This is a genomic window from Tatumella ptyseos ATCC 33301, from assembly GCF_000735525.1.
Taxonomy (GTDB): domain Bacteria; phylum Pseudomonadota; class Gammaproteobacteria; order Enterobacterales; family Enterobacteriaceae; genus Tatumella; species Tatumella ptyseos.
This window is the reverse complement of record NZ_JMPR01000033.1, coordinates 1-21,842: the sequence shown is the minus strand read 5'-3', so window position 1 is coordinate 21,842 and position 21,842 is coordinate 1. Positions and strand designations below refer to the sequence as shown.

15 protein-coding genes, 1 tRNA gene and 1 pseudogene are annotated in these 21,842 nt (G+C 52.2%); 9 read left to right on the top strand and 8 right to left on the bottom strand.

The genetic code is table 11. The features are described 5' to 3' along the window. Positions 1-73 precede the first annotated feature (73 nt). Complete coding sequence (locus GTPT_RS09195) at positions 74-1,498, top strand: gamma-aminobutyraldehyde dehydrogenase (RefSeq protein WP_025901339.1); 1,425 nt, start codon at positions 74-76, stop codon at positions 1,496-1,498. Positions 1,499-1,709: 211 nt separating this feature from the next. On the opposite strand, the gene GTPT_RS09185 is transcribed toward GTPT_RS09195, so the two are convergent. The 3 genes and pseudogenes from GTPT_RS09185 to fhuE form a co-directional block, all read right to left on the bottom strand. Further along, positions 1,710-2,012 carry a helix-turn-helix domain-containing protein gene (locus GTPT_RS09185; RefSeq protein ID WP_025901341.1) on the bottom strand — a complete coding sequence of 101 codons (303 nt, stop codon included), beginning with the start codon at positions 2,010-2,012 and terminating at the stop codon, positions 1,710-1,712. A gap of 4 nt (positions 2,013-2,016) precedes the next feature. After that, positions 2,017-2,371: pseudogene (locus tag GTPT_RS17050) on the bottom strand (type II toxin-antitoxin system RelE/ParE family toxin). Between the two features lie 891 nt (positions 2,372-3,262). Further along, positions 3,263-5,479 carry a ferric-rhodotorulic acid/ferric-coprogen receptor FhuE gene (fhuE, locus tag GTPT_RS09180; RefSeq protein WP_025901343.1) on the bottom strand — a complete coding sequence of 739 codons (2,217 nt, stop codon included), beginning with the start codon at positions 5,477-5,479 and terminating at the stop codon, positions 3,263-3,265. Positions 5,480-5,880: 401 nt separating this feature from the next. Here fhuE and GTPT_RS09175 point away from each other — a divergent pair, with 401 nt between their 5' ends. From GTPT_RS09175 to GTPT_RS09150, 5 genes are all read left to right on the top strand, one after another. Further along, positions 5,881-6,975: a YncE family protein gene (locus GTPT_RS09175; RefSeq protein ID WP_029989530.1), complete on the top strand. Its 1,095-nt coding sequence runs from the start codon at positions 5,881-5,883 to the stop codon at positions 6,973-6,975. Between the two features lie 318 nt (positions 6,976-7,293). Beyond that, positions 7,294-8,685 carry an NAD-dependent succinate-semialdehyde dehydrogenase gene (locus tag GTPT_RS09170; RefSeq protein WP_025901345.1) on the top strand — a complete coding sequence of 464 codons (1,392 nt, stop codon included), beginning with the start codon at positions 7,294-7,296 and terminating at the stop codon, positions 8,683-8,685. 198 nt (positions 8,686-8,883) lie between these two features. Next, positions 8,884-8,959: transfer RNA gene (locus tag GTPT_RS09165), tRNA-Asn, on the top strand. Positions 8,960-9,120: 161 nt separating this feature from the next. Further along, on the top strand, positions 9,121-10,368 hold the full coding sequence (locus tag GTPT_RS09160) for a tyrosine-type recombinase/integrase (RefSeq protein WP_029989532.1): 1,248 nt from the start codon (positions 9,121-9,123) through the stop codon (positions 10,366-10,368). A 534-nt stretch (positions 10,369-10,902) separates the two neighbouring features. Beyond that, a protein-coding gene (locus GTPT_RS09150; protein WP_241964830.1) for an IS1 family transposase occupies positions 10,903-11,600 on the top strand; the annotation gives its coding sequence in 2 pieces (ribosomal slippage) (positions 10,903-11,152 and positions 11,152-11,600; 699 coding nt in all). Between the two features lie 277 nt (positions 11,601-11,877). On the opposite strand, the gene argE is transcribed toward GTPT_RS09150, so the two are convergent. The 4 genes from argE to GTPT_RS09130 are packed head-to-tail and all read right to left on the bottom strand — an operon-like array spanning position 11,878 to position 15,399. Beyond that, entirely contained in the window at positions 11,878-13,032 is a 1,155-nt protein-coding gene (argE, locus tag GTPT_RS09145) for an acetylornithine deacetylase (RefSeq protein ID WP_029989537.1), read from the bottom strand. Further along, positions 13,025-13,699 (bottom strand): DUF1028 domain-containing protein, encoded by a 675-nt coding sequence (locus tag GTPT_RS09140; protein ID WP_029989538.1) that lies wholly within the window; start codon positions 13,697-13,699, stop codon positions 13,025-13,027. Before GTPT_RS09140 ends, argE begins: the two co-directional genes overlap by 8 nt. Further along, positions 13,696-14,121, bottom strand: coding sequence for a RidA family protein (locus GTPT_RS09135; RefSeq protein ID WP_012541190.1), 426 nt, complete (start codon positions 14,119-14,121; stop codon positions 13,696-13,698). The genes GTPT_RS09140 and GTPT_RS09135 overlap by 4 nt, the downstream gene beginning before the upstream one ends. Before the next feature lie 9 nt (positions 14,122-14,130). Beyond that, positions 14,131-15,399: a flavin-containing monooxygenase gene (locus GTPT_RS09130; RefSeq protein ID WP_029989541.1), complete on the bottom strand. Its 1,269-nt coding sequence runs from the start codon at positions 15,397-15,399 to the stop codon at positions 14,131-14,133. 608 nt (positions 15,400-16,007) lie between these two features. Between GTPT_RS09130 and GTPT_RS09125 the strand changes: the two genes are divergently transcribed. The 3 genes from GTPT_RS09125 to GTPT_RS09115 are packed head-to-tail and all read left to right on the top strand — an operon-like array spanning position 16,008 to position 20,555. After that, positions 16,008-17,411 carry a purine-cytosine permease family protein gene (locus GTPT_RS09125; protein WP_029989545.1) on the top strand — a complete coding sequence of 468 codons (1,404 nt, stop codon included), beginning with the start codon at positions 16,008-16,010 and terminating at the stop codon, positions 17,409-17,411. A gap of 14 nt (positions 17,412-17,425) precedes the next feature. Next, complete coding sequence (locus tag GTPT_RS09120; protein WP_029989546.1) at positions 17,426-19,072, top strand: GMC family oxidoreductase; 1,647 nt, start codon at positions 17,426-17,428, stop codon at positions 19,070-19,072. Next, the gene (locus tag GTPT_RS09115) at positions 19,065-20,555 is read left to right on the top strand and encodes an aldehyde dehydrogenase (protein WP_029989547.1); all 1,491 of its coding nucleotides are present in this window, start codon (positions 19,065-19,067) and stop codon (positions 20,553-20,555) included. The genes GTPT_RS09120 and GTPT_RS09115 overlap by 8 nt, the downstream gene beginning before the upstream one ends. 45 nt (positions 20,556-20,600) lie before the next feature. On the opposite strand, the gene GTPT_RS09110 is transcribed toward GTPT_RS09115, so the two are convergent. Beyond that, a complete protein-coding gene (locus GTPT_RS09110) occupies positions 20,601-21,521 on the bottom strand; it encodes a LysR substrate-binding domain-containing protein (RefSeq protein ID WP_029989548.1) in 921 nt (306 codons plus the stop codon). Positions 21,522-21,842: the final 321 nt, after the last annotated feature.

The following is a 21,842-nucleotide window of genomic DNA, read 5'->3' as shown; positions in this document are numbered from 1 at the left end:
TGATGCTGTCGCTATAAATTCCCGTTCACGGATGATAAAACATAATAAATATTATGATTAAGGATAGGAAACCGTGCGCAAATTATCGCATTTTATCAATCATGCTTTTACTGCGGAAACGTCCTCTGACTATTTTGAGTTAATCAGCCCGGTCAGCGGCGAGGTCTATGCACTGTCACCTCAGGCCGGTCAGGCAGAGGTGGACGCTGCGTATGATGCTGCGCATGCGGCTTTCCGGATCTGGAAAAAGACGACCCCGTCACAACGCCAGCGGGCATTGCTGCAGCTTGCAGACGCGATAGAAGACAATGCCGATAAGATTATCACTGTGCAGAGCCAGGAAACCGGACAACTCCGACACTTCATCCGGCAGGAAGAGATTATTGCTTCCTGCGATACTCTCCGCTTCTTTGCCGGTGCAGCCCGCTGTATGGAGGGTAAAAATTCCGGCGAATATTTACCGGACATGAACTCGGTGATCCGCCGCGAGCCGCTGGGCGTGGTCGGCCAGGTCACGCCCTGGAACTATCCGTTTATGATGGCAGTCTGGAAAATAGCCCCTGCGCTGGCAGCCGGAAATACGGTGGTACTGAAACCCAGTGATACCACACCACAGAGCACTTTGCTGCTGGCCGAACTCGCCGCACCGTTCTTCCCGGCCGGGACCATTAATGTCTTACTGGGCAAAGCGGCCACCGGCTCGCGGGTGATTTCATCTCCGCGGGCGGCGCTGGTGTCTATTACCGGCTCGGTACGGGCTGGCCAACAGGTCGCTGCCTCCGCCGCAGAGAACCTGACACGGACACACCTGGAGCTGGGCGGAAAAGCCCCGGTGATCGTCTTCGAAGATACGGATATTCCACAGGCTGTTGAAAAAATCTGTGCTGCCGGCTTTTTCAATGCCGGTCAGGATTGTACTGCGGCCACACGGCTGATTGTCCAGCAGACGATTTATCCCCGCTTCCTGGAGGCGATGAAAGCGCAGATAGGACAGTTACGCTATGGGGCACCGGAAGATACCTCGGCCTTTTATGGCGCGCTGAACAGCAGCAGACAACGTGATCAGGTTCGTGGTTTTATCGAACGCCTGCCCGCCCATGCCCGTATTGAAACCGGTGGGCAGGCCGGTGAGGGACCGGGTTTCTATTTTGAACCCACATTAATTTCCGGACTCTGCCAGCAGGATGAAGTCATTCAGCAGGAAATTTTCGGTCCGGTGATGACCATTCAGTCATTTACTACCGCAGAAGAAGCCACCGAAATGGCGAATGAGGTGGAATTCGGGCTGGCGGCCAGCGTGTGGACGCAGGATCTCCGGCTGGCGCACAGGATCAGTCATGAACTGGAGTTTGGCACCGTCTGGATCAATAACCACATCCCGCTTTGTGCCGAAATGCCGCATGGCGGCTTTAAAAAGTCAGGTTACGGCAAGGACTTATCGGCCTACTCCCTGGAAGAATATACCCGTATCAAACACATTATGACCGACATTTCGTGACCCTGGCAGGCCCGCGGATAACGAGGGCCAGACCGGCAGAAACAACGGGCTTCACCGCCGGCAAAGGACCGGCGACCTTCATCCGGTAGCCTCCCACCGGACGGGCACGCACGCAGGCAACAGGGGCGGGATCCTTCCCGTCACTGCTCACAGCATAACGGTCAGAACTGATAAGAAAGCCTGACCGACGCGCTGCGCGGGGCACCACTCTTTACAGTACAAATCCGTAGTGAGAACCATCCGGCAATTCAACATCCAGGCGCAGTTTTCCCCCGGTGGCTTCGATATAACGTTTAAGCGTGGACAGTTTCAGATCGCGTCCCGGTTTTTCCATACCGGCAACAGTCGGTTGTTTGATGCCCAGCGCCTTCGCCATTTCGACCTGCGTTTTCTGTACTTTCTCACGCAGTTCGGCAAGGTGAATATTCAGCAGGATGTCCGTTGCCATTGCCTGAGCTTCGGCCACGACTTCAGGTTTTTCATCCGCAATAAGCTGCTCCAGCGTTCTGCCCATCGCGTTACTCCTTCTCTCTCATTGTGTTCAACCAGATGGTGAATTCCCGATCTGCGACCGGGAGCATCTCATCGTAAAAACGTTTTTCATTGCCAACTTTATTTCCGGCACAAAGTACGATGCCGGCACGGGCCGGATCAAAAGCGAAAAATGCCCGTATGGGCTCCCCCCCGGCTCTGAATGCGTAACTCTTTCATGTTGCTATAGCGAGAGCCTCTGAGCGTATCGGCATAAGGTCGGGACAAACCCGGCCCCTTTTCCCTCAGCACCAACAGGGCTGCAAGCACGCAAGCCCGGTCGGTATCATTGAGCGAGGAATACCAGTGATCAAACCTATCCGTTGTTTTAATCGTCCACACAATCCCTCCTGCGTAATATAGCCAATGACCTATATAGGTGTAAAGCTATAATGACAATAATAAAGTGATAGAAAGAGGGATTCATGTATCGTTATGGCAAGGCTGGGGGAGGTCTTCGGGTATCTCTGTGAATATCCTGCACGGTATTCAGTATTTTGAGATCTGTACCGAAAAATCAGTTCAGGAATTGATGTCATTTGGTAAATAGTCTTCACTGCCACGTCATCTGCGAATGGCAAAGGTATTCCCGGTAACGGCAAAACCCGCCGGGTTGCAGGCTGCCTGTAAAGCAAAGAGTCCCCCTGAGGAGAATTTGTTGCCCGGAGAACATCATGCGAATGTGAGTGGCGGTGAAAAAACTGTTTTAAGCAATAGCCCTACCGAAAACCCGCTGACTGATTTCGTCACGACCCGGAACGTCAGAACGGTATTTGATATACCTCTTTAGCCTGGTCAGGCGGTACAGCAGACAGAGTGACTGTACCTTCTGATCTCTGATTTATGCGGGCATGGATGTCTGAAAGAGGCCGTTTTCCCCGAATCAGAATCCTTTATTTTTAATGTTCCATCTTTTTCCTGAATTATGTTCTCAGACACCCGATACCCGTGATGGTTACAGGTCAGTCAAACCTGTGCAAATTTGCCTGATTCATACAGCCTGATGCTTTATCTTTTATGATATTTACTGCTGTCTCTCATGCGTGCTGAATCTTCCGCTTATCAATTGCCAGAGGTTCTGTGGGTAGAAACCTGTGGATTTTAACCACTGCTGACGGCTCTGAACCCCGTAAGGTATCGGGTAGCCGTCAGCTCAATCACCGCGATTTCCGATAGATTGAACACATGTCAACCCATGCCATTGTCCCTCCGGCCCGGATCTTTTTTCACCGGTCAGAACTGATAAGAAAGGCTGACCGACGCGATCCGCGGGGCACCATACACATAATTGTTCAGGTAACTGTAATAGGTCCGGTTAAACAGGTTGTTGATATTTGCCTGTACCGAGACCTGATGTGTTAACTGATAGCGGGCAAACAGACTCGCCAGCGGATAACTGCTCTGATACACCCGTACGGTCTCACCGTCCGCACCGGTCACATCGTCAAAGATGCGGTTTTGCCAGTTAACGCCTCCGCCGAGGGTTAAATCAGGTAACGCCGGCACCTGGTAGCGGGCAAAGAGTTTCAGGGACGTCTGTGGTTGCTCCGGATTAAAACGCCCTTCAGCATCGCGTGCCACATAACGGGTCGCGCCAAACGTCATTTCCAGATTATCCGTGACCGCACCGTTAAGCTCAAACTCAACCCCTTTGCTGACGGCGCCTTTAACCGCGGTGTAAGCCTGTTCGGTGCTGTTATTGACGTAGACCCCGTTCTCTTCCTGACCGACATTGTTCTGTTCTATGCGGAATACCGCGAAGGTCGCCGTCAGCCGGCCATTCAGCCAGTCAGATTTCAGACCCGTTTCATAACTTTTGCCGGTCACCGGAGCCAGTGTCTGACCGGACCCCGTCCGGTAAGTCTGTGGCAGGAAGATGGAGGTATAACTGGCGTAAGCCGACAGCGCATCGTTGATGTCATAGACCAGGCCGGCATACGGGGTAATATTATTTTTCGCCATATTCCCGCTGGTTCCGTCGGTGCTCCACTGGGTATAACGCGCACCCGCGATCAGTGTCAACGGGTCAGCCAGTGAGAATCGTGCCGCCGTATAGGCCGATTTCTGCCGGACAATATCATTAGCATTCACATACCAGCTTTGCCATTCAGGCTCGCCAATATTCCCGCTCCAGTGATTATCAAACACCCCCATATCGGCAGCTGAGATATCATAGTTATCCGCATCCGTAATGCCGTCCTGACTGTAAGTGGCATTATGCTGACGGCTATAGCTGATCCCTGCCATTAACTGATGCTCACGCCCCAGCAGACTGAACGGTCCACTGGCATAGGTATCGACCGAGTCCAGGGAACGGTGTCCGCGATCCTTACTACCAAACCCGGTCGCACCTTCCCCTGTATCCTCATCCGGGTAGGTCATCACATCCAGCAGTTTGTCATTAAAGGTACTGATCGCATGTGTGCCGTTGATACGGTATATCCAGCCGTTATCAAAATGATGCACCAGATTGGCTAACAGCTTGTGCGAGTTGGTGTTATAACGCGTCCAGTCAGCGGCAGAGTTGAGACTGCGGCGATAATGCGTTAAGTCACCGTTGCTGTAGAAATCCGGCAAGCCCCCCCAGGTCGGGTTACCTGTTTCGGTATCATTATAATCATAGCCCAGCGAGAGCGTTGTCCGTTCACTGAGGTCAGCCTCTGCCACGCCGTAAAAGAACTTACTGGTTTTATGATAGCGGTCGAGCCAGCTGTCCTGATCCTGATAGCCCGTCACCACCCTGCCACGCAGTGAGCCGGACGCATTCAGAGGCCCGGAAAGATCCGCCACATAACGCTGATTATTCCGGGTGCCATAACTGGCGGTCAGATTTCCGGTGAAGGTTTTGCTGTCGGCTTGTTTACGGACCATATTGACCGAGGCGGCGGGATTTCCGGCTCCGGTCATCAGACCCGTGGCCCCCCGTACTACCTCGATTCTGTCGTAAATCGCCGTGTCTGAAGCGGCATCACCAAAGTTCCAGTCATCATTCACCGAGGTGGGGATATCATCGAAGGTAAAACTGCTGATTTTAAAGCCTCGCGAGTAATAATCTGAACGTTCACTGTCCACCAGATCCGCCGAAACACCGGTGGTGTTGGCCAGAACCTGGCCGATGGATTGCAGATCCTGATCCTTCATTCTTGCCTGAGTGATCACGCTGAGTGACTGGGGGACATCCCGCGGTGTCATCAGCATCTTTGTGCCGGCACGGGTGGTCTGTACCGTATAATCAGTTTTCTTCGCACTACCGGCGGCCGCGGGATTTCCGGTGACCACCAGGTCGGACGTATTGCCTTCCGTGGCCGGTGTGGCAGGGCTTTCTGCAGCCTGCACAGTCAGTGATGTAAGGCAACACTGAACAGCAATGGCCAGTAATGAGACACGAAACGTACGACGGTGAAGCGGCAGAATGCTGTCTCCTGCCACTGTATGATGATTGCAAGACATGTTATCCCCTGACAAAGATGAATGACGGACGTTGTTATAATGCTGACCCGGTGGCAGAAGCCCCTCATCTGCCACCGGACAAAGAATGATAAGGATAATGATAATTATTTCTTTTCAGGAAATATTAAAAAGTTGTATTTCTAAATATAACAATTTGTGTACGAGTAATAAAAACCGCAGGCATTTTTATCTATCCTTTTGATCAAGAAGCATTCTTTAAACTTAGGCCCGGTAAAACGCTGAGCCGGTAGTGATTATTCCTCACTCCTGTTTCCCGCCGTCTCCAGAAGCAGAGTAAGATTTACTTCCCAATGGTTAATGCGTATGCTTCTCATTCTTTTTACTAATTCGATAATAAAAGTCAGCGCTAAGCGCTGCCTATCCCCCTTCCGGAGCTAAGAATGAGACCATTATTCAGCGCGCGTAACGCTGCACTGGCTGTTGCTATTGCCACGACCTTCGGCCTGACTGCCTGCCAAGCCCCCGCCGGTAAAGTACAAGCACCGGCCGTGAGCGCCACGGAAAAAGCGCCGGTCGATCAGTCACTGACTCAGCGTGAATTAGGCGACGGGCTGTATGAAATGGCCTATTCGCAGGACGCGGGTGTTCTGTATGTCGCCAGTGCGCAAAGCTTTAAAAATGTGAACGGTGGCGTGCTGTACCGCCTTGATCCCCGCACGCTGAACGTGATCGGCGAAACTCACACCGATCTGAAAAACTTCGGCATGGCGACCGATGCGCAAGGCAAGGTGTTTTACACCACAAATACGCTGGATGGCGGAGTCTCAAAAGTCGATGCACAGACCGGTAAGGTGCTGCAGCGCCTGATGTTCGGGGGTAAAGATAAAGACGGTGATGCCGTGGGCGCACGTGAAATCTTATGGCACGGCAATGAGTTATACGTAGGGGCGGTAGCCGATCCGGGCTTTATCTCCGTCGTGGATACCGGGACCTTCCGCCTGAAGACCCGAATCAAAAATGCCGGTAAATGGGTCACCGGGATCATTTATTCACCGCTGACGGACAAAATCTATGCCGCCAATGGTGGCGGTGAAATCCTGGTCATTAATCCTCACAGCCATAAAATCGAAAAACGCCTGACGGCGGGAGATGGCAAAGCGTATTTGTTCCTGAATATGGCTGAAGATCCTGCCACAGGACGCCTGTTTGTCACCGATGATTCAAAACAAAAAACGACTCTGGTCTTTGATGAACATACCGGTAAGGTGATTAAACGTCTGCCGGGAGATGCCCTGGGTATCAAATTCAATGCAAAACGCAACGAGGTCTATATCAGCCAGCGTGAATCGAAGAAAGTGCTGGTACTGGACGGCACCACGTATGCCGTAAAACATCACTGGTCGTTTAGCAGTCACCCGAACAGTCTGCTGGTTTCTCCGGACGGTAATACCCTGTATGTCACCGTGAAGCAGGACTTCAATAAAGATATGTCGACCAAAGGCCCTGACAGCATTGTACGCATATCCCTGAACTGAGTCCGTCAGTCCAAGGGAATATAAGATAACCCGCCTTTCCGGCAGGCCGGCCTGGTCTGCCGTTATTATCCGATACCTCTGCACCTTAACAGGCTTTTCTGTCCCCGAAGAGAGGCCGGCATACCCTTTAAAATCATAAGGGTAATCGCCTGAAAAAACAGAAAAAATGTGACCTATAGCACCAATAGAGCGTGCCATCTGGAATATTTGGTCATCTTTGCTTATAAATCACTTAAGAAAAGAGTAATGACAACCCGGGGAAAAATACCCCTCCGGACTGAGGCAGTACGCCAGCCCGGCTAACAGAAGGTACGCTTTATGCCATTTTCAACCATTAATCCTTACACCGGTGAAACAGTCAAAACATTTGCGGACGCAACCGACAGCGACATCGCTGCCGCAATCACCCGCGCCGATGAAACCTTTAAACAATGGCGTGAACTCTCCATCACAGAACGCGTGCCCGTCTTACAGAAAGCCGCAGATATCCTGCGAGAGAAGAAAACGACATTCGCCAAAATCATCACTTTGGAAATGGGTAAAATTCTTGCTGAAGCTGAAGCCGAAGTGGAATTATCTGCTGCTATTTTCGAATATTACGTTAAAAATGCCGGCAAGCTGTTGGCGGATGAGCCGCTGCCGGTCGCTGACCCGGCGGAAGGTAAAGCCGTACTGGTTCACCAGCCTCTGGGGGTGATCCTGGCCATCGAACCCTGGAACTTCCCGTTCTATCAGATTGCCCGAATTCTGGCGCCACAGCTGGCCGCCGGTAATACATTGCTGCTGAAACATGCCTCCAACGTACCTCAGTGTGCCGAAGCCTTTCAGCAACTGATGCTGGATGCCGGGTTGCCTGCCGGCGGATTCACCAATCTGTTCCTGCCCCACAATAAAATTGAGGATGTGCTGAAGGATCCGCGCGTGCACGGCGTGGCCCTGACCGGGTCAGAAAAGGCCGGGGCCAGCGTGGCGCAGACAGCGGCAAAATATCTGAAAAAATCCACCCTGGAGCTGGGCGGTACGGATGCCTTTGTGGTACTGGCCGATGCGGAACTGGATAAGACCGTCAAATGGGCAGTGTTCGGACGTCACTGGAATGCCGGTCAGGTGTGTGTGTCATCCAAACGGATGATCATCAACGAAAAAATTTATGACACCTTCCTGGAAAAATACACAGCCGGTGTCGCTGCACTGAAAGCCGGTGACCCGATGGACAGCAGCACGCAACTGGCCCCTCTTTCATCGCAGCGGGCTGCGGATGGCGTGCGGAAACAGATTGAAAATGCCGTGAAACACGGCGCGACCGCCACTGAAGTCGGTGAGAAAGTACCGCAGCAAGGCGCTTTTGTTCAGCCGACAATACTGACCAACGTGACACCGGATAACCCCGCCTGGTATGAAGAGTTCTTTGGCCCGGTATCAATGATTATTAAAGCTAAAGACGACGAAGATGCTGTGCGTATTGCCAACGACTCGCACTTCGGACTGGGAGGCTCAATATTTACGGCCGATACCCGCTACGGATATGCACTGGCTAAAAAAATCACTACCGGAATGGTCTTTATCAACCACCCGACCATGGTTAAAGCCGATCTGCCGTTCGGCGGCGTGAAACGCTCAGGGTATGGCCGTGAATTACTCGGCCTGGGACTAAAAGAGTTTGTTAACCATAAACTGATCGATGTGGTGGATATTGATGCACCGTTCTGACCGGCGGGTACGCTGACAGGTAAACTTCCGACTCCCGGCCAGACCGGGAGTTTTCATATTTAGCGGCATATTTTTTCTCCGAACTGTTTCTTTTTTCGCAGGTTTGTCTCTTTTATCGTCAAACAGAGACCCCGGACGAAAAACATCTTTGACAACCCTGCACTGCCTCGTTATTATTCGCCCCGTCTTCACGACGATTCCTCTGTAGTTCAGTCGGTAGAACGGCGGACTGTTAATCCGTATGTCACTGGTTCGAGTCCAGTCAGAGGAGCCATATTTATATTTTCATGCATCTTCACGAATCTTTATACGATATAGATTCAACAAGTTAGTGTGAAAAGTCTTCCCGATGCATTTTCATTTCCCTCTCCGCATCGGGCAAGATTGGTGGTCTGATTTGGGGTCATTTCAGTTCGATTATGGAGTGACCACCATATGTCTCTGAACGACACGAAAATCCGCAGCTTAAAACCATCCGCTAAACCTTTTAAAGTTTCCGATTCTCATGGCCTGTACCTTTTGGTCAACCCAGGCGGTTCACGTCTCTGGTATCTCAAATATCGTATCAATGGTAAAGAATCCCGCCTCAGCTTAGGTCCCTATCCCGATGTTTCCCTGGCTTACGCCCGACAGCAACGAGATGGCATACGCAAGCTGCTGGCGCAGAATATTAATCCAGCACAACAACGTATTGCAGAGAAAACTGCCCGCTCACCGGAAAAAACTTTTAAGCACGTTGCATTGAGCTGGCATAAAAGCAATAAAAAATGGTCGCAAAACACCGCCGACCGCCTGCTTGCCAGCCTGAACAATCATGTCTTTCCGGTTATCGGGCACCTGTCAGTATCAGAACTTAAACCCCGTCATTTCATTGACCTGCTGAAAAGCATTGAGCAAAAAGGCCTGCTTGAAGTTGCGTCCCGCACGCGGCAGCACCTCAGCAACATCATGCGTCATGCAGTTCATCAGGGATTAATCGACAGCAACCCGGCGGCAAACCTTGACGGCGTGACAGCTCCTCCCGTCAGACGGCATTATCCCGCCCTGCCCCTGGAGCGGCTGCCTGAACTGATTGAACGCATTGAGGCATATCACCAGGGACGGGAACTCACCCGGCTGGCTGTCCTGCTGACGCTGCATCTGTTCATCCGTTCCAGTGAACTGCGCTTTGCCCGCTGGTCAGAAATTGATTTCAGAAACCGGGTCTGGACGATACCCGGGACACGCGAAGCCATTGCAGGCGTACGTTATTCCGGGCGAGGTGCGAAAATGCGCACGCCGCATATCGTGCCCCTCTCGGAACAGGCTGTCGCCATTCTGAAACAGATTAAGGAGCTTTCCGGTGATGGTGAACTGGTGTTCCCCGGCGACCACAACCCGTATAAGCCGATGTGTGAAAACACCGTGAACAAGGCACTGCGCCTGATGGGATATGACACGAAACAGGATATCTGCGGACACGGCTTCCGGGCAATGGCATGTAGCGCCCTGATGGAGTCCGGTTTATGGTCGCAGGATGCAGTGGAGCGCCAGATGAGTCATCAGGAGCGCAACACCGTGCGTCTGGCTTACATTCATAAGGCCGAACATCTGGAAGCCCGCAAGGAGATGATGCAGTGGTGGTCGGATTATCTGGATGCGTGCCGGGAAACCTGGGTGCCGCCGTATATCCGGGGTCTGTAAAACAGCCATAAGGTCGCATGACATCAGGAATAAAAAAATCATGAATTAAGCCGTATCAGCCTGTGCTGGTACGGCTTAATTCATTTTACTCGTAATTTTCGCCTGTGGTAGCGGGTCAAACGTGGCGTAAGAGATTGCTATTCTGGTTTCATCCGTTGCAGACAGGCCGTCAATCTGATCAAGAATAATCACTGTGAAGTTTTCAGCCCCTGGATATACTCCGTCTCGTAAATTTCATTTTCTTTCCCCAGCGTGGTGTTTAAAATTGCCGTTGCCCCGTGCCCCCCTTTATACCTGACCACTATCAGCCAGTGCCTGCTTGTACATAATCCAGCACGAATCGCTTAATCCCTGTTTTGAGGCATGCACCATAGCAGCATAATATTTATCCCGCGGTAGACCACACTCGTCGTGTAATTATCGGGCAGGAGCACGGTTTTATACCAAACTCTATTGCTTAAATGATGCAGTCTGACTCGGGTAGTGATGCCAACTTATTGATTTAGTGTATGATGGTGTTTTTGAGGTGCTCCTGTGGCTTCCATCTCCGTCTGCTGTCCCTCCTGTTCCGCTACTGAAGGCGTGGTGCGTAATGGCAAAAGTACTGCCGGGCATCAGCGTTATCTCTGTTCTCACTGCCGTAAAACATGGCAGCTTCAGTTCACTTATGCCGCTTCTCAGCCCGGTACACACCAGAAAATCATTGATATGGCCATGAACGGCGTCGGTTGCCGCGCCACCGCACGCATTATGGGCGTGGGCCTCAACACCATTTTGCGCCATTAAAAAAACTCACGCCGCAGTCAGTAACCTCCCGGATACAGCCGGGCAGTGACGTCATCGTCTGCGCGGAGATGGACGAACAGTGGGGTTACGTCGGCTCCAAATCGCGCCAGCGCTGGCTGTTTTACGCATATGACAGGATACGCAGAACGGTGGTGGCACACGTCTTTGGTGAGCGGACCATGGCCACACTGGAATGTCTTCTGAGCCTGTTGTCGGCCTTTGAAGTGGTGGTATGGATGACGGACGGATGGCCGCTGTATGAGTCACGGCTGAAGGGAAAGCTGCACGTCATCAGCAAGCATTACACACAGCGTATTGAACGGCATAACCTGAATCTGAGACAGCACCTTGCAAGACTGAGCAGGAAGTCGCTGTCGTTCTCAAAATCAGTGGAACTGCATGACAAAGTCATCGGGCACTATCTGACGATAAATCATTACCAATAAATTGGAGTCATTACCCTTTTACATATAATGGACTCAAAAAAACATGGGGTTTAATATGTTGCATTTCCTCGTCCTCATACCAGTTCAGAATTTGTCGTGGCGTATAATTCTGGACATTCATGATTAATATTGCCGTCTGTAATAACTGCTCCACGACAGAACTATACTGCTCCCCTTACCCGGAAACATCTGATAAGGCAAAAGTAACCCGACAAAAGGGAACAATGTATCCGGCAATCAGAGGATAAGCTATGTGACTGGCAACTGTGCAGAATTTTTATGACGCAACACGCATCCACTGGCAGAGATGATTGAGCATTTCCATACAACGACCGACTTGCTCAATAGCGATAAACTCGTCCGGTTTATGCCCCTGCTCCATACTACCCGGTCCGCAGATTAATGTGGCGATTCCTGCTTCATCAAACAATCCACCTTCTGTGCCAAACGCCACGGTTGAGAAATCATTACTACCGCTCCATTGCGCCAGCCATTGGGCAAATTGCGACTGGGGATCGGTGAGCAGGCCGGGGTAGTTACTCTGCGGCTGAAAATGGATCACACTTTCGGCTGCCACCGCCTGCATTTCTGGTAACAACTGCTGCAGCGCAAACTGTTCAACCTGTGTAATGATACTCTGTACATTTGCGCCCGGCAGATAGCGGATTTCAAAATCAAACTGACAATCCTGCGGCACGATGTTCAGCGCGCTACCGCCCTGAATTACACCGGTCTGGAGCGTGCTATAGGGGGGATCAAAACGCGCATCCTCTATCTGCTTCAGTTGCTGAGCCGCCTCGCCGAGCTGGTTGATAAGTTTTGCCGCGTATTCGATGGCATTGACGCCGGAAGGTGCATAGGCCGAGTGACAGGCGCGGCCATGCACCTGACAACGCATCGCCACCTTACCTTTATGTCCATACACCGGGCGCATTTCTGTCGGCTCGCCGATGATGCACATGGCGGGTTTCTCCGCAGACGCGCGCAGATAATCCACCATGCTGCGCACCCCGATGCAGCCCACTTCCTCATCATAGGAAAAAGCCAGATGCAGCGGCAGGCGCAACGGCTGGGCCAGAAAGTTATCCAGCGATGCCAGCACGCAGGCCAGAAAGCCCTTCATGTCGGCACTGCCACGGCCATAGTAGCACCCTTCCTGTAGCGTCAGGGCAAACGGCGGCAACGTCCATTGCTGACCATCGACCGGCACCACATCGGTATGACCGGACAACATCACCCCGCCGTCACCGCCCGGTCCCAGCCGGGCATACAGGTTGGCTTTGCGCCCGCTGTCATCCATGATGCGTTGCGAAGCGATACCCCGTTGCGCCAGAAAATCTTCAATCCAGGCAATCAACGCCAGATTGGATTCGCGGCTGGTGGTATCAAACGCCAGCAGTGCCGCGAGGATGTCGCGCACCGCGTTACTCATCGCCGGGTACGCCATAGCTCGGGGCATCGCGTGGATCCAGTGCCCGTGTTACGTAAGCCTGCATCTGCGGTTCATACGCCAGCCACAATTTGTGCAGCTCTGCCAATGGGTTTTCTTCTGCCCAGTCAACGCGCAGATCCACCAGCGGCCAGGTGTAATCATCGACTACTTTCACGGCAGCAGAATGCACCGGCCCCGCCTCACCACCGGCGTCGATCCCCGCCTGCAACGCCGTAATCAGACGACTGGTGAGTTCACCGGTGGTGGCTTCAAAAGCCGTCACCATCGCGGCGATCACCGCTTGCTCCGCCAGCATATTGCCTGCGGCCACGCATTCTTTACCCTGCACCACATGATAAATACCCAGCGTCTTGTCACCGCTAAAGGCAGCGCTGCGACCGCTGGCGTCAATGACCGTCACCTGGCGATACTCGCTAAAGCGATCTTCCGCCAGCGCGCTTTTCAGCGCCTGTTCCGGCGTTAAGCCCTCTTCAAGACGCGCCAGAATCTGCTGCCCCAGTGCCGGTAACGTAATGTTCTGGCTGGATACCGCCCCCACTCCGGCTACCAGCCACGGGCAACGCGCGCCGACGGCAATGCTCGACGAGCTAATGGCGATACCGAGCTGGCCGGACTCCGCACAGCGTGCGGCAATCGAAAGCGTCATTTCGCCTCCCAGTCATCCGGGATCACCGCAATCACATCAATTTCCATCAGCCACTGCGGCTGTGCCAGCGCCGAAACCACCAGGCCAGTTGAAATCGGAAACACTCCTTTCAGCCATTTGCCCACTTCCTGGTAAACCGGCTCGCGATAGCGTGGATCGGTAAGATAGGTGGTGGTTTTCACGATATGGCTCAGGTCGCTACCGGCTTCTTCCAGCAGCTGTTTGAGGTTTTTCATCGCCTGTTCGGTTTGAGCGCGTGGATCGCCCAGCCCGACCAGATTCCCTGCAAAATCAGTACCGACCTGGCCGCGCACGTAGACGGTATTACCGGCGCGTACCGCCTGGCAGAGATCGTTGTCCAGCGTCTGATTCGGATAGGTTTCTTTGGTGTTGAACATACGAATACGTTGATGAGTAGGCATAACAGTTCCTTAAAGCGAGTCAGAGGGAGCGCGGTACTGCTGGTACTGACGCTGGATAGCGATCTGGTCAGCAATGAATTTGGCATCGTGCCAGACGCCCCAGATAAAGGTGGAACCACGACGTGACAACCACGGCAAGCCGAGGAAATAGACGCCAGGTTCGCTGGAAACACCACGATGATGCTGCGGTCTGCCCTGGTCATTAAAGGCATTAACCTTCAGCCAGCTGTAATCGGCCACGTAGCCCGTCGCCCAGATAATGCTGGTGATGCCAGCTTCGGCCAGATTAAGTGACAACTGCGGATGGGTTACGCAGGCGGGGTCTGGCAGGAACTCACGCGCCTGCGGTTCCGGCGGTAAATCAAGACCGTTACGGTCGATATACGCGTCAGCAGCATCCAGCAATGCGAGATAATTAGCATCGCCGCGCGCAATATTCACCGCCAGGTCGTCCTGAAAACGTACGGTGGTAGCGGTGCAACTTTCCGTCAGGCCAACGAGGTTAACGCCCTGCGCCGCCAGACGACGGAAATCGACAGTATGCCCACCGCGTGCGCCACTGACGGCGATGGTGACATGCTCTTTGCCCGGTTGGCTGGCTGCGGCATCCCACAGGCCGAGCACCCCAAGCCACCAGCAGAAGTCCCGGCCACGGTAGGAACGTGGTGGACGATCGTGCGGTCCTACCGACAGCCATACGGGCTTACCGGCACGTTGCAGCTCATCAGCAATCTGCACGCCGGAAGAACCGGCACCAATCACCAGCACGCCCCCCTGCGGCAGCTGCTGCGGATTTTTATAGTCTGCCGAGTGCAGCTGTTGTACCTGGCTATGTTGAGGAGCAATCGCCGGGATAACCGGACGCTGGAAAGGACCGGTAGCGGCCACGATACGCTGCACATTGATCACGCCTGCGGAGGTGGTGACGGTAAAACCACTGCGCCCCTGATTGCGTTCAGCGCTTAACACTTCGACCCCAGTATGAATCGGTGACTGGTTCATGGCGGCGTAGTTGACAAAATAATCGGCAACCTGTTCTTTCGCCACGAAGCTGTCAGGTGAGCAGCCGGGAAATTCCATCCCCGGAAAGCGGTCATGCCAGGCCGGACCGTTGGCAACCAGTGAATCCCAGCGACGACTACGCCATGATTCGGCAATCCGATTTTTCTCCACTACCAGATGCGGAATGCCCAGACGCGTCAGGTGTTCGCTCATGGCAACCCCCGCCTGACCCGCGCCAATAATCAGCGTATCTGTTTCAGTTTTTAATGATGTCATTTCAACGTCCTTCATCCCGCATCACGCAGGGGATTAACCACTTAAGAAGGACCCAAGACTATTGGAGCGCGTGCAGGCGGTAAAATATTATAAAGTGAGCGTCTGGATAGAAAATATTTAACCTGCTGGCAACCTTGATCGCCGAAATAAAATACAAAGCCCTGTTAAAGCCGCATCCGCTCTGCACAGGCAAGATAAAAAGGTGCTGAGATAAATCAAATTCACGCGATTCACAGGCAACATTTTTACTTATTAATTTTGCAAAATTGACGATATTTAATATTGCCAACGATGCTTCAGTGACGTGCAGGTGCGCACCAAAATAAGGCATTCAGCCAGAACGTGGCATTTTAGATGTTAATAATCAAATGGTTAATTAGATTCAAAAAGATCTCGCCTGTCATTCTTTAACGTTCCAATTTGGGGCAGCCAATCCATAAGCGAGATTGCATCTTTTTTTTATATTAGTTGGCTATATTTTTCTTCATTTCTCTCTATAGCCAACTGTTGCAACATCCCATCAACGTTATTTTCACCCCTCCCAATTTTTTGGGTGGTTATAACCGCAGCCATGCGGCAAGCCTGCAAATGACTTTGTTGAGATAACTATGATGACAAACAACCCAAAAGATAATGCTGTTGCAACCACAATAGAGTTGAGCACCATCCAGCCTATTCCCGCGCATGAACGTCATGGAAAGCCACGGGATCTTTTTACCATCTGGTTTGGTTCAAACATCATGTTGCTTACCGTGATTACCGGTGCGCTGGCGGTGAGTATTTTCCACTTATCTTTTATGTGGGCCACCCTCGCCGTATTGATTGGTAACCTTGCCGGTGGGCTGTTTATGGCATTGCATTCCGCGCAGGGGCCACAATTAGGTGTGCCGCAGATGGTGCAAACCCGCGGCCAGTTTGGTTCTTATGGTTCCGTGCTGGTGGTGGCGTTAGTCGTCATCATGTATATCGGCTTTCTGGCATCGAACCTGGTGCTGGGCGGTCAGTCACTGCACGCCATCTACGCACCGGTTTCTACCGATACCGGCATCCTGGTTTCTGCGGTACTCAGCCTGGTCGCCTGTGCCTTCGGTTATAACCTGATTCATGCCTACACCAAGGTGATGTCGTGGGTATCCGGTATTATTTTGCTCGCGGCCTTTGCGTGGATTGTTTTCGTGCATGGTCTGCCGACTGATTTTCTCGCACGTAATGGCTTTAATCTCAGCGGATTCCTCGGTGCCATTTCCATCGCCGCGTTATGGCAGCTGGCCTATGCGCCTTATGTATCCGATTATTCCCGCTACATGCCAAAAGATATCAGCGAAAAAAGTGTCTTCTGGTGTAGCTACCTGGGATGCGTACTGGGTTCATTGTTCCCGATGATTCTTGGCATTCTGGTTTCTATTTGCATCGTGGATGGTGATTTAATCACCGGCATTGTGAATATGACCGGCGGATTATCCTCCACCGTAATTATTGTGTTTGCCTTAGGCATTGCCGCGACCAATGCAATGAACCTCTATTGCGGCGTGCTCTGCACCCTGACGCTCGGCCAGACATTCCTGCCTAAATGGTCGCCACTTTCTGGCGCCCGCATTGTGGTTTCGATTGTCACCATCCTTATCGAAGTGCTGATTGCGATTTATGGTCAGGAAAACTTTCTGGTCAATTACACCAACTTTATTCTAATGCTGCTGTATGTGCTGGTGCCGTGGACGGCAATTAACCTGGTTGATTACTATCTGGTGGCCCACGGTAATTATGATGTCGCTTCATTCTTCCGTCGCGACGGTGGCATATACGGTTACTTCAATTCAAAAGCCATTTTCTGTTATCTGCTGGGTATCGTGGTCGAGATTCCTTTTATGTCCACCGCCATTTACACCGGTCCGGCAGCGAATATGTTAGGTGGTGCCGACATCTCCTGGATTATTGGTTTAGCCATCGTCTCACCTGTTTATTATTTCCTCTGCCGTACTCAGGCAGTGGCGCAAACCTCTCTTGTTAAATAATTACCGGAATGACTATGAACAATAGCAATACCTACGACTACATCATTATTGGTGGGGGCTCCGCAGGTTCCGTACTGGCCGCCCGGCTGGCGGAGCAGGCAGATCTGAAGATCTGCCTGATTGAGGCTGGCAGTCGCGATGAGACCCCACGCATCCAGACGCCTGCGGGAACCATTACCCTGTATAAAAGCAAAAAGTTCAGCTGGAACTTTTATTCAACGCCACAAAAAAGCCTGGGGGGACGACAACTCCACGTCCCGCGCGGCAAGGCGCTGGGTGGTTCCTCATCCATGAACAGCATGATTTATATTCGCGGATTACCTTCTGATTATGACCGCTGGGAACAGCAAGGTTGTGAGGGTTGGGGCTGGAATAATGTCCTGCCCTGGTTTAAACGGTCGGAAAAGAATCTGCTGTCTCAGGACCCGGCATATCATGGTTTTAACGGCGAATTACTGGTCGATAAACCGCGCGATCCCAATCCGGTATCAGCGCTATTTGTCGCGGCGGGCAAGCGGGTCGGATTAGCGGAGAACACCGACTTTAACGGTAAATCGCTGGCGGGTGTCGGCATTTATAACGTTACGCAAAAAGAGGGCAAACGGTTATCGAGCTATCGCGCATTTTTGCATCCCCATATTGGTCAAAGCAATTTGACGGTCATGACCGACTGCACCGTGCAAACGTTAATCATTGAAGACAAAATGGTCAAAGGCGTGCGTATTACTGAGCATGGACGCGATCAACCCACGTCAATTTTGTGCCGCCGCGAAGTCATCCTGTCAGCAGGCTCGATTGGCTCGCCGCATATTCTGTTGAAGTCAGGCATCGGGCCTGCCGCCGAACTTGAAGCCGCAGGTATCCCGCTGATGCACCCTCTTCCCGGTGTGGGGAAAAATCTTCAGGATCATCTGGATGGTCTGGTCACCGTGCGTTCCGGCAACCCGCTAACGCTGGGTTTTTCCCTCGCCGCCTGGAAACCGATCCTGACCTCACCCTTCAACTATCTGTTTCGTCGTAAAGGGTGGTTAACCACCAATTATGTTGAAGCGGGTGGTTTTGCCGCGACAAAACTCAGTAGCGATGAACCCGATATTCAGTTCCATTTTGTGCCGGGTTACCGCAGCCACCGGGGGCGCTTATTTGAATGGGGCCACGGCTACGCGATTCACACCTGCGTGTTGCGCCCGAAATCGATCGGCGCGTTGCAGTTAACGCGCGATGGGCAAATCGCAATTGATTTTAATTTCCTCGCCGACCCTTATGACGCCAGCGTGCTGGTTGAGGGGATCAAGGTGGCAAGGAACATTCTTGCTCAGCCTGAATTCGCCGCATTGCGGGGTGAAGAGATGCTGCCGGGCAAACATATTCAGACTGACGAACAGCTGCATCAATACGTCAAAGAATATTGCGCCACCGTTTTCCATCCGGTGGGCACCTGCAAGATGGGCCGGGATGAAATGAGCGTTGTCGCACCGGATACCCTTAAAGTGTATGGCGTGGAAAATTTGCGCGTGGCTGACGCATCAATCATGCCATCGCTTATCAGCGGCAACACCAATGCCCCTTCAATTATGATTGGCGAACGTGCGGCAAGCATGATCCTGCAAGGAACGCCGGTAGCTGACACCGAGACGAATAAGGAGAACGCGTATGCATAATCGTGATTACTGGCAAAGTCTGCTGAACCAACAACGCTTTAGCACGCATGCCCTTATCGGGGGTAAACCTTACTTCGCCAAAGCGGAGAAAACCTGGGCGGTGGTGAACCCCGCCACCAATGCGGTGTTAGCGGAAGTCACCGCTTGCCAGGCAGAGGATATTGACGCAGCGGTGGAATCCGCCCGCCAGGCATTTACCTCTGGCATCTGGTCCGAGTGCCCGTTAGCGCAACGCAAAGCGGTGCTGCGCAGGCTGGCAGATCTGATGCTGGAGCACCGGGAAGAACTGGCGCTGCTGGAAAGCGTCAGCATGGGGAAACCGGTGCTCGATGCGTATAACGTTGATGTGCCGGGGGCTGCCCATGTGATTTCCTGGTACGCAGAAAGTATCGATAAGATTTATGACGAAGTGGCCCCGACCCGGCCAGGAACGCTGGCAACCATCACCCGTGAGCCTGTCGGCGTTGTGGCCGCCATTGTACCGTGGAATTTCCCCCTCGATATTGCTGCCTGGAAAATCGGCCCGGCCCTGGCCGCCGGAAATAGTGTGATCCTGAAACCCTCGGAGAATTCGCCTTTCACCGCACTGAAACTGGCAGAATTGGCGCTGGAAGCCGGATTACCCGCTGGGGTGTTAAACGTTGTTACCGGGCTGGGGATCGAAGCCGGTGCCGCACTGGGCCTGCATAACGATGTTGATGTGCTGACCTTTACCGGTTCGACCGCGGTGGGCAAAGCCTTTATGGCCTATTCCGGCCAATCTAATTTGAAACAGGTGTGGCTGGAATGTGGTGGCAAAAGCGCCAACATTATTTTTGCCAATTGCCAGGATCTCGATTTAGCCGCCGAAAAAGCCGCCTTCGGTATCTGTTTCAATCAGGGAGAAGTTTGTTCAGCCAACTCCAGATTATTAGTTGAACGTAAGATCTATCCCGACTTTATGGCGAAGTTGATCACCAGGTTGCACGACTGGCAACCTGACCACCCGCTTAACCCGGATGCGAAGATGGGCGCGATGGTTTCGACAGCGCATAAAAATAAGGTGATGGATTTTATTCAGACCGCAGTGACTCAGGGCGGTATTGTGCGCGCGGGTGGCGAGCAACGCGAAATCGAGACGGTCGCTAACTACATCCTGCCGACGGTGATTGAGATTGAAAGTGAAAACGTTAATTTATGGCGTGATGAAGTGTTCGGCCCGGTGCTCGCGGTAAAAGTCTTTGATGATGAGTCGGAAGCTATCGAATTGGCGAATAATCATATTTACGCCCTTGCCGCGTCAGTATGGTCGGACGACCTGAATCAGGCGCATCGTGTGGCGCGCAAATTGAACGCCGGGACGGTGTCGGTCAACACCGTTGATGCGCTGGATGTGACCGTTCCTTTTGGTGGCAATCAGCAATCGGGTTTTGGCCGCGACCTGTCTTTACATGCCTTTGATAAGTTCACCAAATTAAAAACCACCTGGATTGAATTACGTTAAGTACAACTGACGTTGGCTCTACCCGCAACGGGTAGAGCCACCATTTTAATGGCTGCTGACGGCCGGAGTTAATTCAACGCTGCGGCAATAATCCATAAATAACCGCGTGGGCCGCGTGGGTTCATTATTTTGCAGATAAGCCATAATCAGCGTCGATGCCGCCATTTCATCGACAATATCCAGTTGCACCAGGCGCTGCCCATCGTATGTCATATCCGAACAGGGCCGGGTCACCAGCACCGAAAAGCCCAGCCCCTGCCCGACCATGCACCGCACCATTTCAATTGACGGTGAACTATAGGCCACTTCAGGGTAATAACCATTCTCTTTGAAAATGCTGATAAAGTAATTTTTGCTGGGTACCGCATCCAACAGGATCATCGGTTCGCTTGCCAGTTCCTGTAACGTCACCGCACTTTTTTTCGCCAGCGGATGCGCCGCCGGTAGTAGCGCATAGGGTTTATGCGGCGCATTCAGCGGTTCTTTCTGAATCGCGTTTTCCAGATCGAGATCGTAGAGAAATGCCATGTCAAAACGGCCACGATGTAAACCGTGCATCAGCTCATGCTGTTCACCGTCGTACAGCTGAATATTGATTTCCGGGTAGAGTTTTTTGAAACCTGCAATCAGCTTGGGCATATACAGCGGAGCCGCCGATTCAAAACAACCCACGGCGATGGTGCCGCAAACCAGCTCATTTTCTGCGTGTGAACTTTGCTCAAACTCATAGGAGAGCCGCAGCAACTCTTTTGCTTTTTCGTAGAACCGTCTCCCGCTGGAGGTGAGCGATACGCCCTGAGCATGATGGCGAATGAACAGCTGCTGTTCAAAAGCGTCCTCAAGGTTTTTGATTGCAACCGAAATCGAGGGCTGGGCAATGTGCAGCTGTCGTGACGCTTCGGCGATACTTTCTGTCTCAACCACAGTGACGAAATATTTAAGTTGCTTGAGTGTGAAATGCGTCATGATAAAACCTTTATAAAATATTTCTCGTTAACATTCTAAATAGTCTCAGTTTATCCAATTTATATATGCAATATTTGCGCCATAGTTATGAACTACATTGTTATAAGCTTCAGCTCGCCCTTCTTAAGATAGACATAACCATGGATGTAACGCGAGCACCGTTATGCGTTGAAGACTGGGTGGTAGAAAACGTTGCAAGTAGCGAAGCTACTCATTGTAGTATTCATGGGTGGCAATGGCTCAGCCAGAAGCCAATGTTTCTTAAATGCTCCAGTTTCAGATGTAAAACCTCAGCTCCCAACACCGCTGCTGACGTGGAGG

Coding starts and splice junctions, on each gene's coding strand:
- GTPT_RS09185 (WP_025901341.1), bottom strand. CDS start 2,012: ATGGGCAGAACGCTGGAGCAGCTTATTGCGGATGAAAAACCTGAAGTC.
- fhuE (WP_025901343.1), bottom strand. CDS start 5,479: ATGTCTTGCAATCATCATACAGTGGCAGGAGACAGCATTCTGCCGCTT.
- GTPT_RS09175 (WP_029989530.1), top strand. CDS start 5,881: ATGAGACCATTATTCAGCGCGCGTAACGCTGCACTGGCTGTTGCTATT.
- GTPT_RS09170 (WP_025901345.1), top strand. CDS start 7,294: ATGCCATTTTCAACCATTAATCCTTACACCGGTGAAACAGTCAAAACA.
- GTPT_RS09160 (WP_029989532.1), top strand. CDS start 9,121: ATGTCTCTGAACGACACGAAAATCCGCAGCTTAAAACCATCCGCTAAA.
- argE (WP_029989537.1), bottom strand. CDS start 13,032: ATGAGTAACGCGGTGCGCGACATCCTCGCGGCACTGCTGGCGTTTGAT.
- GTPT_RS09140 (WP_029989538.1), bottom strand. CDS start 13,699: ATGACGCTTTCGATTGCCGCACGCTGTGCGGAGTCCGGCCAGCTCGGT.
- GTPT_RS09135 (WP_012541190.1), bottom strand. CDS start 14,121: ATGCCTACTCATCAACGTATTCGTATGTTCAACACCAAAGAAACCTAT.
- GTPT_RS09130 (WP_029989541.1), bottom strand. CDS start 15,399: ATGACATCATTAAAAACTGAAACAGATACGCTGATTATTGGCGCGGGT.
- GTPT_RS09125 (WP_029989545.1), top strand. CDS start 16,008: ATGATGACAAACAACCCAAAAGATAATGCTGTTGCAACCACAATAGAG.
- GTPT_RS09120 (WP_029989546.1), top strand. CDS start 17,426: ATGAACAATAGCAATACCTACGACTACATCATTATTGGTGGGGGCTCC.
- GTPT_RS09115 (WP_029989547.1), top strand. CDS start 19,065: ATGCATAATCGTGATTACTGGCAAAGTCTGCTGAACCAACAACGCTTT.
- GTPT_RS09110 (WP_029989548.1), bottom strand. CDS start 21,521: ATGACGCATTTCACACTCAAGCAACTTAAATATTTCGTCACTGTGGTT.